Source organism: Paraburkholderia pallida (genome assembly GCF_004524855.1).
In the GTDB taxonomy this organism is placed as follows: Bacteria; Pseudomonadota; Gammaproteobacteria; order Burkholderiales; family Burkholderiaceae; genus Paraburkholderia; species Paraburkholderia oxyphila.
On sequence record NZ_CP038148.1, the window covers coordinates 2,543,703 to 2,555,706 of the forward strand.

General features: G+C 66.7%; 10 protein-coding genes. 6 read left to right on the top strand and 4 right to left on the bottom strand.

All coding sequences use genetic code 11. The features are described from left to right. Positions 1 to 16 precede the first annotated feature (16 nt). Together prmB and cls are read left to right on the top strand one after the other, a co-directional pair. Complete coding sequence (gene prmB / locus E1956_RS11495) at positions 17 to 913, top strand: 50S ribosomal protein L3 N(5)-glutamine methyltransferase (protein WP_134748950.1); 897 nt, start codon at positions 17 to 19, stop codon at positions 911 to 913. A 244-nt stretch (positions 914 to 1,157) separates the two neighbouring features. Continuing rightward, positions 1,158 to 2,621: a cardiolipin synthase gene (gene cls / locus E1956_RS11500; protein ID WP_134748952.1), complete on the top strand. Its 1,464-nt coding sequence runs from the start codon at positions 1,158 to 1,160 to the stop codon at positions 2,619 to 2,621. A gap of 18 nt (positions 2,622 to 2,639) precedes the next feature. On the opposite strand, the gene E1956_RS11505 is transcribed toward cls, so the two are convergent. After that, positions 2,640 to 3,122, bottom strand: a complete 483-nt coding sequence (locus E1956_RS11505; protein ID WP_134748954.1) for a glutathione peroxidase — start codon at positions 3,120 to 3,122, stop codon at positions 2,640 to 2,642. A 166-nt stretch (positions 3,123 to 3,288) separates the two neighbouring features. On the opposite strand from E1956_RS11505, the gene E1956_RS11510 reads away from it, so the two are divergent. Both E1956_RS11510 and E1956_RS11515 read left to right on the top strand, forming a co-directional pair. After that, positions 3,289 to 5,229, top strand: coding sequence for an ATP-binding cassette domain-containing protein (locus tag E1956_RS11510; RefSeq protein ID WP_134748956.1), 1,941 nt, complete (start codon positions 3,289 to 3,291; stop codon positions 5,227 to 5,229). Positions 5,230 to 5,284: 55 nt separating this feature from the next. Continuing rightward, positions 5,285 to 6,472: a CaiB/BaiF CoA transferase family protein gene (locus E1956_RS11515; protein ID WP_232071118.1), complete on the top strand. Its 1,188-nt coding sequence runs from the start codon at positions 5,285 to 5,287 to the stop codon at positions 6,470 to 6,472. Positions 6,473 to 6,571: 99 nt separating this feature from the next. Here E1956_RS11515 and E1956_RS11520 read toward each other — a convergent pair whose 3' ends face one another. The 3 genes from E1956_RS11520 to alr all read right to left on the bottom strand — a co-directional run bounded on the left by E1956_RS11520 (position 6,572) and on the right by alr (position 9,489). Next, positions 6,572 to 6,835 carry a DUF2866 domain-containing protein gene (locus tag E1956_RS11520; RefSeq protein WP_232071120.1) on the bottom strand — a complete coding sequence of 88 codons (264 nt, stop codon included), beginning with the start codon at positions 6,833 to 6,835 and terminating at the stop codon, positions 6,572 to 6,574. Positions 6,836 to 6,968: 133 nt separating this feature from the next. After that, complete coding sequence (gene radA / locus E1956_RS11525; RefSeq protein ID WP_028219473.1) at positions 6,969 to 8,345, bottom strand: DNA repair protein RadA; 1,377 nt, start codon at positions 8,343 to 8,345, stop codon at positions 6,969 to 6,971. Between the two features lie 73 nt (positions 8,346 to 8,418). Next, positions 8,419 to 9,489 (bottom strand): alanine racemase, encoded by a 1,071-nt coding sequence (gene alr, locus E1956_RS11530; protein ID WP_134748960.1) that lies wholly within the window; start codon positions 9,487 to 9,489, stop codon positions 8,419 to 8,421. A 218-nt stretch (positions 9,490 to 9,707) separates the two neighbouring features. Between alr and lplT the strand changes: the two genes are divergently transcribed. Next, positions 9,708 to 11,018, top strand: coding sequence for a lysophospholipid transporter LplT (gene lplT, locus E1956_RS11535; RefSeq protein WP_134748963.1), 1,311 nt, complete (start codon positions 9,708 to 9,710; stop codon positions 11,016 to 11,018). A gap of 168 nt (positions 11,019 to 11,186) precedes the next feature. Next, positions 11,187 to 11,993 (top strand): bifunctional hydroxymethylpyrimidine kinase/phosphomethylpyrimidine kinase, encoded by an 807-nt coding sequence (gene thiD / locus E1956_RS11540; RefSeq protein ID WP_134748965.1) that lies wholly within the window; start codon positions 11,187 to 11,189, stop codon positions 11,991 to 11,993. The last annotated feature ends 11 nt before the right edge of the window (positions 11,994 to 12,004 follow it).

Consider the following 12,004-nt stretch of genomic DNA (forward strand, 5'->3'; position numbering starts at 1 on the left):
TGCTGGAGTACAAAACATGACCCATCCGCTAGCCACGACCTTCTCCACCGTTCGCGATTTGCTGCGCTACGGCGTCTCGCGCTTTTCGGCTGCGCAGCTCGCGTTCGGCCACGGCTCGTCCAACGCCTACGACGAAGCCGCGTACCTGATCCTGCACACGCTGCATCTGCCGCTCGATCTGCTCGATCCGTTTCTCGACGCGCGTCTCGCGCCCGAGGAGATCGACAAGGTGCTCGGCGTGATCGAACGCCGCGCGAACGAGCGCGTGCCTGCCGCCTACATCACGCAGGAAGCGTGGATGCACGGCCTGCGCTTTTACGTCGATGAGCGCGTGATCGTGCCGCGCTCGTTCATCGGCGAGCTGCTCGAGGACGGTCTGCAGCCTTATGTCGAAGACCCCGAGGAAGTCAGTGGCGTGCTCGAGCTGTGCACGGGCTCGGCGAGTCTCGCGATCCTCGCGGCGCACGCGTTCCCGAACGCCGACATCGACGCCGTCGACCTCTCGGCGCCCGCGCTCGAAGTCGCGGCGCGCAACGTGCACGAGCACGGCCTCGATGAACGCATCTCGCTCTTCGAAGGCGACCTGTATGCGCCGCTGCCCGAGCGCCGCTACGACGTGATCATCACGAATCCGCCGTACGTGAACGCCGAATCGATGCAGTCGCTGCCGCCCGAGTACCGCCACGAGCCGGAGATGGCGCTCGCGGGCGGCGCGGACGGCATGGACATCGTGCGCCGCATCATCGGCGAAGCGCGCAACTGGCTGACCGACGACGGCGTGCTCGTGGTCGAGATCGGCAACGAGCGTGCGCACGTGGAAGCCGCGTTCGGCGGTCTCGAGCTCGTCTGGCTCTCGACGAGCGCAGGCGACGACCAGGTGTTCCTGATCCAGGCCGCGGACCTGCCGGTCTAAGCCCGGCACCGGCCCGATCGAGTGCCGTAGCCGCCAGCGGCGCCTCGCGGGCGCTGCGTGGCGGCGCTCACCCGGGCACGCGCCCACGCCTGGCGCAAAGCGGGCCTGCCAGCCCATCCGCCGCCGCCCGACAGGCTTCGGTAAGATGGACGTTTCCCGGCTCACGCGGCATGGACGTCTGGCGGCTCGCACGATCCACGCTCTTGCCGCGCGCCGTACGCCTTCAGGAGCGTCCCGCGGCTTTATGCGATTCGACTGGTCAACCCTCGGCACCCTGCTCGCGATCATCCATCTGCTCGGCGTGATCGCGGCGGGCCACGCCATCCTCAACACACGCACCTCGCAAGGCGCGATCGCCTGGGCCGTCTCGCTCGCGACGATGCCCTACCTCACGCTGATCCCGTATCTGTTCCTCGGCCGCAGCAAGTTCGAGGGTTATGCCGACGCGCGGCGCCTGCGCAACGAAACACTGCGCACACGCGCACATGTGCCCGACTGGAGCCAGCCCGGCAGCGCGGCAGACGGGCTCGTCAATACGGGCGACTGGCCAGCCGACGAATTGAGCACGCGCGTGATCCGCACGTTCTCGCACCTGGGCGGCATGCCGCTCGTGCCGGGCAACACGGTGCGCACGCTCGTCAACGGCGAGGCCACGTTCTCCGCGATCTTCGACGCCATTGAAGAGGCGCGCCATTACGTGATCGTGCAGTTCTTCATCGTGCGCGCCGACGCGCTCGGCGACATGCTCAAGGAGATCCTGCTCGCCTGCGCGGCGCGCGGCGTGCGCGTGCTGTTCCTCTACGACAGCATCGGCAGCTTCGACCTGCCCGCGAGCTACGTGAACGACCTGCGCGCGGGCGGCATCGAAGTGCATCCGTTCTCGACGAAGCGCCGCTTCGTCAACCGTTTCCAGCTCAACTTCCGCAACCATCGAAAGATCGTGGTGGTGGATGGCGAACGCGCTTTCGTGGGCGGCCACAACGTGGGCGTCGAATATCTGGGCGCGAAGCCGCCACTGTCGCCGTGGCGCGACACCCACATCGAAGTGCGCGGTCCCGTGGTGGCGAACATCCAGTTCGCCTTCACCGAAGACTGGTACTGGGTCACCCAGGAGTTGCCCGGCTGCGTACCACCGGCGCTCAAGCCGCGCGACGGCGACGACATGCACTGCCTCGTGATGCCCACCGGCCCCGCCGATCGGCAGGAGACCTGCTCGCTTTTCTTCGTCGAGGCGATCAACGCTGCGAAAAAGCGCATCTGGATCACGACGCCCTACCTCGTGCCCGACGAGGCCGTGTTCTCGGCGCTGCGCCTCGCGGCCCTGCGCGGCGTGGACGTGCGCATCATGATCCCGAGCCGACGCGATCACCTGGTGGTATTCGCGGCGTCGACGCTCTACGCCTTCGACGCGGTGCGCGCGGGCATCCGCATCTTCCGCTACAAACCGGGCTTCCTGCACCAGAAGGTCGTGCTGATCGACGACACCGCCGCCGCCATCGGCAGCGCGAATCTGGACAACCGCTCGTTCCGCCTGAACTTCGAGATCATGGTGCTGACCGTGCACCGCGGCTTTGCGTCGGAAGTGGAGGCGATGCTGCTGCGCGACTTCGAGGACACCTTCGAGATCGACCGCAGCGAATACCGCAACGCGCGCGCGTGGCGCAAGATCGCGATGCATGTCGCGCGCCTCTTCGCACCGATTCTGTAGCGCGCCCGCAAGCGGCCGTTACAGCAGGGCTTCGATGTCCGCAGCGATGGCATCGGGCTTCGTGGCCGGCGCATAGCGCTTGACGACGTTGCCGTTGCGGTCGACGAGGAACTTCGTGAAGTTCCATTTGATCCGGCCGATGCCGAGCAGCCCCGGCGCCTCGCCCTTGAGCCACTTGTAGAGCGGATGCGCGTTGGTCCCGTTCACGTCGATCTTCTCGAACATCGGAAACGTGACGCCGAAGTTCTTCTCGCAAAACGCGCCGATCTGCACGGCGTCGCCCGGCTCCTGCTTGCCGAACTGATTGCACGGAAAACCGAGCACCGCGAGGCCGCGCGTGGCGTACTTCTGGTGCAGTTGCTGCAAGCCTGCGTACTGCGGCGTGAATCCGCATTCGCTCGCCGTATTGACGATCAGGATGATCTTGCCCGCATACTGCTCGAGGCTCACCGGCGTGCCACCGCCGAGCGGCTCGGCCGAAAACGAATAAACCGTCGACATCTGGCTCTCCCAACGAAAGCGCCAGTCTACGTGAGAAAGCCGGCCCGACACAGCCTGGCCGAATGGCCAAACGCTGGATTCCGCGCGTTAGCCGTCCGGCCGATGCCGGCGCAGCCGCCGAGCAGTCTAAAATAGCGCTTTACGTTTTATCCCTGCTGGCGCTCTCGTGATCCGCTTCAATCAATTCAGCCTCGCCCGTGGCACCAAGCCGCTTTTCGACCAGACCTCGTTCACCCTGAATCCCGGTGAAAAGGTCGGCCTCATCGGCGCCAACGGCGCGGGCAAGTCCACGCTCTTCGCCGTGCTGCGCGGCGAGCTGCATGCGGATGCCGGCGACTTTTCGATGCCGCCCTCGTGGCAAATCGCCCACGTCGCCCAGGAAACGCCGGCTGTGGAGCGGACCGCGCTCGAATACACGCTCGACGGCGACGCCGCGCTGCGCGAGATCGAGGCGCGCATCGCCTCGGCTTCGGCGGCCCACGACGGCGCGGCCGAGGCGGAGGCGCACGCAGCCTTCGCCGACGCCGACGGCTACACCGCCCCCGCGCGCGCCGAGGCGCTGCTGCTCGGCCTCGGCTTCACCATGGAGCAAACGCAGCAGCCCGTGGCGAGCTTTTCGGGCGGCTGGCGCATGCGCCTGAACCTCGCCCAGGCGCTGATGTGCCGTTCGGACCTGCTGCTGCTCGACGAACCCACGAATCACCTGGACCTCGACGCGATCGTCTGGCTCGAAGACTGGCTGCACCGCTATCCCGGCACGCTCATCGTGATCTCGCACGACCGCGAGTTCCTCGATTCGGTCTGCAACGTCACGCTCCATCTGGAGAACCAGCAGATCAAGCGCTACGGCGGCAACTACTCGCAGTTCGAGATCCTGCGCGCGCAACAACTCGCCCTCCAGCAAAGCGCCTACGAAAAGCAGCAGCGAACCGTCGCGCATCTGCAGAGCTTCATCGACCGCTTCAAGGCGAAGGCCACCAAGGCGCGCCAGGCGCAAAGCCGCGTCAAGGCACTGGAAAAGATGGAGCTGATCGCGCCAGCACATGCCAGCTCGCCGTTCACGTTCGAGTTTCGCGCGCCCGACTCCGCGCCCAACCCCATGCTCGTGATGGACGGCGTACGCTGCGGCTATCGCGCCGACGACGGCGTCGAGACGCCCATCGTCGAAGGAGTCTCGCTGTCGATTCAGAACGGACAGCGCATCGGCCTGCTCGGCGCGAACGGTCAGGGCAAGTCCACGCTCATCAAGACGCTCGCGGCCACGCTCGAGCCGCTCTCGGGCGAACTCCGCACCGGCAAGGGTCTGCAGATCGGCTATTTCGCACAGCATCAGCTGGAAACGCTGCGCCCCGACGACACCCCACTGCAGCATCTCGCGCGCCTCGCGCCCGATACGCGCGAGCAGGAGTTGCGCGACTTCCTGGGCGGCTTCAACTTTCCGGGCGAGATGGCCACGGCGCCCATCGCCCCCTTCTCGGGCGGCGAGAAGGCGCGCCTCGCGCTCGCGCTCATCATCTGGCAGAAGCCCAACCTGCTGCTGCTCGACGAGCCGACCAACCACCTCGACCTCGAAACGCGACACGCGCTCACCATGGCGCTCGCGCAGTTCGAAGGCACGCTGATCCTCGTCTCGCACGACCGGCATCTACTGCGCGCCACGACCGACCAGTTCATGCTGGTGGCGAAGCACCGCCTGCAACCGTTCGACGGCGATCTCGACGATTACCGCGACTGGCTGCTCCAGCACGCCGCCGAGCAGCGCGCGGCGCTCAAGAGCGCGGTGCCCGGCACGGCAAATGCGCTCGATGGCGACGCCGGCGTGAACCGCAAGGAGCAGCGTCGCCAGGAAGCCGAGACGCGCCAACGGCTCGCGCACCTGAAAAAGCCGCTGCAGGCGAAGATCGGCAAGATCGAAAAGGAAATGGATGCGCTCAATGCCGAAAAAGGCACGCTGGACAGCTTCGTCGCCGACCCCGCCAGCTACGAGCCGGCGCAAAAGACGCGGCTGACCGAAGCCATCCGCCGTCAGGCCGAAGTCCAGGGGCGCCTCGAAACGCTCGAAGCCGAATGGCTCGAAGCCCACGAGGAGCTCGAACAGATCGGCTGACGCCTTGCTGGCGGGCACGGCGCCCTTGCCAGCGTCATTCTCAGGAGCCAAACGAGTGTCGATACCCCCCGCACTGCAGGGCCTGCGCGTTCTCGATTTGACCCGGCTCCTGCCCGGGCCCGTGGCCACGCTGCGCCTCGCGGAAATGGGCGCCGATGTGCTGAAGATCGAACCGCCGGGCACCGGCGACGCGGCGCGCAACATGATGCAAAGCGCCGAAGACGAAATCGCGGGCCGCCCAGGCGCGTTCTACCGGCTCGTCAACCGCGGCAAGCGCGAGACGCGCCTCGACCTCAAGTCCGAAGGCGGCCGCGCCGTGCTGCTCGCGCTCGCACGCGACGCCGACGTGCTGGTGGAAAGCTTTCGCCCCGGCGTGATGGAGCGGCTCGGCCTCGGCTACGAAACATTGCGTGCGAACAATCCCAAGCTCGTCTACTGCGCGATCACGGGTTATGGCACGAAGGGGCCGTTCTCCGACCGGGCGGGCCACGACCTGAACTACATCGCTTATGCGGGCGTGCTCGACCAGATCGCCACGCGCGAGGGCGAACCCGTGCTGCCGAACTTCCAGATCGCCGACCTGCTCGGCGGCGCGCAGGCGGCGCTCACGCAGATCCTCGCCGCGCTCTGGCACGTGGCGCGCGGCGGCGAAGGCCGCTTCATCGACATCTCCATGGCGCACCAGGCGCATGCGCACAACGTGATGGCCCAGGTCGCGCTCGCCAACGACGACGCGGCGGCGCTCCAGCCCGGCGGTGGCCTGCTCAACGGCGGCGTACCCTGCTACAACCTGTACCGCACCCAGGACGAGCGCTGGCTCGCCGTCGGAGCGCTCGAACTCAAGTTCTGGCAGGCGTTGTGCACGGCCATCGGCCGCGAGGATTGGGCTCAGCGGCACTGGAGTCTCGGCCAGGCGCCTGGCGGGTCGGAAGCGGTAGCGCTCACGCGCGAGCTCGCCGCGCTCATCGCCAGCGAAACGCTGCAGACGTGGATCGACCGGCTCGAAGTGATCGACTGCTGCGTTTCGCCCGTCCTCACGCCCGGCGAGGCCGCCAACCACCCGCTTTTCAACCCCGAAGTCCTGCAGGCGCTGCTGGACGAGGCCGCCGCCCAGCGCGAAGCCGCGGCGCGCCGCGCAGCCGGTCAGGGCGGCGCTTTCCCCGCCACTGCGCCCGCCGCCGCGCCCGGCAGCAACCCGGCACAGGCCGGCCAGACGCCGTTCAACTATGGTCCTTGGGGTTGAGCGAACAGCGGGAAGACGAAAATGGGCGCCTGATGGCACTCCGAAACGGAGCTTCAAGCGCCCATTTTCTCGCTGGCGGGATGAGGTGAAGATGCCGGCCTAGCGGCGCGGCAGCGTCTGACGCGGTGCGCGCTCGTCGTCGTAGAGCACGTGCTTGCGGCCTTCCACATGATGCGCAATGGTGCTGCGCACCTGCGCCGCCGTGACGTTGCCGGCCACCACCTGACGCGAAATGCGGCCGTCGTTGTCGATCCACTCGACGATGCGGCAGCTGCTGCCCCAAGGCTGCAAGAGCGGCTCGGAGACCCGGCAGCCGCGCACGACGACCGAACTGCCGCCGATGGACGATTCAATCTGTTTCAAGTCGCTATCCTTTCCGCTGGATACGGAGTTGAACATCCGCGCAAGGATAGGGAAATCGCGAATCGAAAAGGTTACAGTACGTACCAGGGTTGTTACTAATCATTACGCGACAGACCGCGCCGCCGCGCCCGGCCTACTCCAGCTCGCGCACGCGGTCGATGGCCTCCTCGATCCGCTCCACGGCCAGCACGTTCAATCCTTCGATCGGCTGCTTCGGCGCATTGGCGCGGGGAATCAGCGCGCAGGTAAAACCGAGCTTGGCCGCTTCCTTCAGACGATCCTGGCCGCGCGGCGAGGGGCGGATCTCGCCGGCGAGCCCCACTTCGCCAAAAACGATCAGACCCTTAGGCAACGCCTTGTTACGCATCGATGAATGAATGGCGAGCAGCACGGCGAGGTCGGCGGCCGGCTCGGTGATCTTCACGCCGCCCACGGCGTTCAGAAACACGTCCTGATCGAAGCAGCCGATGCCGGCATGACGATGCAGCACCGCCAGCAGCAGCGCGAGGCGGTTCTGCTCCAGCCCGACCGCGAGGCGCCGCGGATTGGGCACCTGGGCCGTGTCGACGAGCGCCTGCACCTCCACGAGTAACGGCCGGGAGCCTTCTTGCGTCACCAGCACGCAGGAGCCCGGCACGCTTTGCTCGTGCTGCGAGAGAAACAGCGCCGACGGATTCGCCACGCCGCGCAGTCCGCGCTCGGTCATCGCGAACACGCCCAGCTCGTTGACCGCGCCGAAGCGGTTCTTGAACGCGCGCACGAGCCGGAACGACGAATGCGTGTCGCCCTCGAAGTACAGCACCGTATCGACGATGTGCTCCAGCACGCGCGGGCCCGCGAGGTTGCCCTCTTTCGTCACGTGACCGACCATGATGATCGCCGTGCCGGACTGCTTGGCGATGCGCGTGAGTTGCGCGGCGCACTCGCGCACCTGCGCGACGGAACCGGGCGCGGACGTGAGCGCCTCCGAGTAGATCGTCTGGATCGAGTCGATCACGGCAACATCGGGCTTTTCGGCCTCGATGGTCGCCTGGATCTTTTCGAGCTGGATTTCAGCGAGCAGTTGCAGCTCGCTCGCCTTCGAATCCGGATCGAGCAGGGCAAGCCGCTGCGCACGCAACGCAATCTGCGCCGCCGACTCTTCGCCGCTCACATAAAGCGCGCGCCGCTCGGCCGCGATCTGCGCGAGCGATTGCAGGAGCAGCGTGGACTTGCCGATACCGGGATCGCCGCCGATCAGCACCACGCCGCCCGCGACCAGCCCGCCGCCCAGCACACGGTCGAACTCGCCGACACCCGTGGTGAAGCGCGGCACGTCGGACGCTTCGATGTCGGCGAGCCGCCGCACCGGCGCGCTCTTCGCGAGCGCCTGAAAGCGGTGATTGCCCGCCGGCTCCGCGACGCTTTCCACCAGCGTGTTCCACGCCCCGCACGCGGGGCACTGCCCTTGCCACTTCGGCGCCTGTCCGCCGCATTCGCTACAGATATATAGCGTCTTTGCTTTCGCCATGCTCTTTGCCATGGTGCTTGTTTCTAGTTGTGCCCGCTGACGTCTGCTAACTACGTCTGCTAATTATGTCTGCTTATTCCGCCCGCACCGGCACGCGCGGCGCGACGGCGCACATCAGCTCGTAGCCGATCGTGCCGCACGCCTGCGCGACGTCGTCGATCGGCAGGTTCGCGCCCCACAGCTCGACGCGCGTGCCCACGCCCGCGCCCGGCACCGGCGTGAGGTCGACGGTGAGCATGTCCATGGAGACGCGCCCCACGACGCGCGTGCGCACGCCGTCGACGATCACGGGCGTGCCCTCGGGCGCCACGCGCGGATAGCCGTCCGCGTAGCCGCAAGCCACCACGCCGATACGCATCGGCTTGCGCGCCGTGAAGGTCGAGCCGTAGCCGACGCTCTGGCCCTCGGCGATCGTCTGCGTGCCGATCAGCTCGGAGGCGAGCGTCATGGCGGGCTGCAGGCCGGTGCCGTCGAGCGCCGAGGCCACGCCCGAAGGCGAGGCGCCATACAGAATGATGCCCGGGCGCACCCAGTCGAAGTGCGATTCGGGATGCCAGAGCGTGGCCGCCGAATTGGCGAGACTGCGCGCGCCCGCGATGCCCTGCGCGCCGCGCTCGAACGCGGCCATCTGCTCGCCGATCCCGCGCGGCGTGTCGGCGTCCGAAAAGTGCGTCATCAACGTGATCTGGCCAATGCCGGCACTGGCGCGCGTGCGCTCCCACGCCGCGCGGTACTTCTCCGGCGTGTAGCCGAGCCGGTTCATGCCGCTGTTCATCTTGAGCTGGATATTGACCGGCTTCGAAAGGCGCGCCATTTCGAGCATGCGCAACTGCTCGTCGCAATGGACGACGGTGGTGAGGCTGTAGCGGTCGATGACGTCGATGTCGGTCGGCCGGAAGAAGCCCTCGAGCAGCAGGATCGGCCCGGCCCAGCCGAGCTCGCGCAATTTCACGGCCTCCTCGAGGTCGAGCAGGCCGAAGCCGTCCGTAGCGCGCAGGCCGGGAAATGCGCGCGCAAGCCCGTGCCCGTAGGCGTTGGCTTTGACGACAGCCCAGATTTTCGACTGCGGCGCGTATTTGCGGACGACGGCGAGATTATTGGCGAGTGCGGCGGTATGGATCGTGGCAGAGAGGGGGCGAGGCATGGGATTTTTTCGCAAAGACGCTTTCGAATCAGGAGCTTACAGGGTGTTTTCAGCGCCCGGCAGGTCCGCCGGATGGGCGGTCAAGGAATGTGCTAGTCCGAATCCAGCTATTTTCGTGATATAAAGCCCTGCGCACAACCCATTTCGAACGTAATAAGCCCGGATGCCTCCCACCCGTCCGGGGCGGACGGACCGCAGCGAGGAAAGCATCGCATCAGATGAAAAAAGGCTTTTACACCATCATGGCCGCGCAGTTTTTTTCGTCGTTGGCCGACAATGCGCTCCTAATCGCTGCAATTGCACTGCTGAAAGACCTCCACGCCCCAAACTGGATGACGCCGCTGCTCAAGCTGTTCTTCGTCCTGTCCTATGTCGTTCTTGCCGCATTCGTCGGCGCCTTCGCAGATTCGCGCCCCAAAGGCCAGGTCATGTTCATTACGAACTCGATCAAGGTGGTGGGCTGCGCCGTTATGCTGGCCGGCACGCATCCGCTGTTCGCCTATGGGGTGGTGGGTTTCGGCGCGGCGGCCTATTCGCCGGCCAAATACGGGATTTTGACGGAACTGCTGCCGCCTGAACGCCTCGTCGCCGCCAATGGCTGGATCGAGGGCACCACGGTCGGCTCGATCATCCTCGGCACGGTGCTCGGCGGCGCGCTCATCAGCCCGCATATCGCCGCCCACGTCATCCGCCACACGCCCGCCTCGATCAACACCCCCGCCGAAGCCGCAATGCTCGTGATCATGGTCATCTACGTGATCGCCGCGCTCTTCAATCTGCGCATCCCCGACACCGGCGCGCGCTACCCGCGCCAGCAGCACGGGCCGATCCGCCTCATCACCGACTTCGCCGACTGTTTCAACATCCTCTGGCACGACAAGCTCGGCCAGATCTCGCTTGCGGTCACCACGCTGTTCTGGGGCGCGGGCGCGACGCTGCAATTCATCGTCCTCAAGTGGGCCGAAGTCTCGCTCGGCATGTCGCTCTCGGAAGGCGCGGTGCTGCAGGCCGTGGTGGCCGTGGGCGTCGCCGCCGGCGCGATGATCGCGGCCTCCCGCATCCCGCTGAAGAAGTCGCTCTCGGTACTGCCCGTGGGCATCATGATGGGCATCGCCGTCATGCTGATGGCGTTTTACACGCGCAATCTGTTTCCGCCGCACTGGGGGCTGCATATCGGCCACATGCGCATTCCCGGTTACCTCGTGTTCGCCTATATCTTCCTGATGGTGGTCGGTGGGCTCTCGGGCTTCTTCGTCGTGCCGATGAACGCGCTGCTCCAGCATCGCGGCCACGTCCTGCTCTCCGCCGGCCATTCGATCGCCGTGCAGAATTTCAACGAGAACCTCTCGGTGCTCGTGATGCTGTGCCTCTACGCCGTGCTCGTCTGGCTCGACGTGCCGGTGACCATCGTGATCGTGCTGTTCGGCACCTTCGTCTGCCTCATGATGTGGCTCGTGATGCGCCGCCACCAGGCCAATCAGCGCTCGTTCGACTCGGTCGCGCTGATCGGCGAAAATCATCGTCAATGAATGGCGAATGGTGATTGGCGGCGGCCCGGCAAGGCTTGCCGGGTGCATCCGTCAGGCGCGCGGCTCGAAGGCTCCGGCCGCAGCGGCTCTCCCCCGTAATCGACTCTTTCCAGCGCCTGCGCGGCGGTGGCCTGCCGGCCCGCAGCGCGGCGCATTTGCGACGCTGCCATGACCTCACCGATTTCCAACGTCCTCACGATCGCCGGCTCCGACTCGGGCGGTGGCGCAGGCATCCAGGCCGACCTCAAGGCCTTCTCCGCGCTCGGCGCCTATGGCGCGAGCGTCATCACCGCGCTCACTGCGCAGAACACGCGCGGCGTGAGCGCGATCCACGCGCCCGACGCGGGCTTCGTCACGGCGCAGCTCGACGCCGTGTTCGAGGACATCCGCATCGACGCGATCAAAATCGGCATGCTCGCCAACGCATCGATCGTGCGCGCCGTCGCCGATGCGTTGCGCCGCCACCAGCCGCCGCGCATCGTGCTCGACACGGTCATGATTTCGAAGAGCAATCACGCGCTGCTCGCGCCCGAGGCCGTGGCGGCGCTGCGTGAGGAATTGCTGCCGCTCGCCGGCGTCGTCACGCCGAACTTGCCCGAGGCCGCTGCCCTGCTTGGCGTGGCGCCGGCAGCAGACGAAGCCGCGATGGTCGAGCAAGGCGAGGCGCTGCGCGCGCTCGGCGCGCAAGCCGTGCTGATGAAGGGCGGCCACCTCGGCGGCGCCGATAGCCCCGACTGGCTGATCGAGGCCGGTGGCACGCTGCGTCTGGGCGGTGTGCGCGTGCCTGTGACGAACACGCATGGCACGGGCTGCACGCTCTCCTCGGCGATCGCCGCGCTGTGGCCGCAACAGGCGACGCTCGCGGATGCCGTCACGCAGGCGAAGGTGTATCTGACCGGTGCGCTCGAAGCGAGCGAGCGGCTCGACGTGGGCCACGGCGTTGGCCCGGTGCATCACTTCTGGCGCTGGTGGTGAGGCCCATGCGG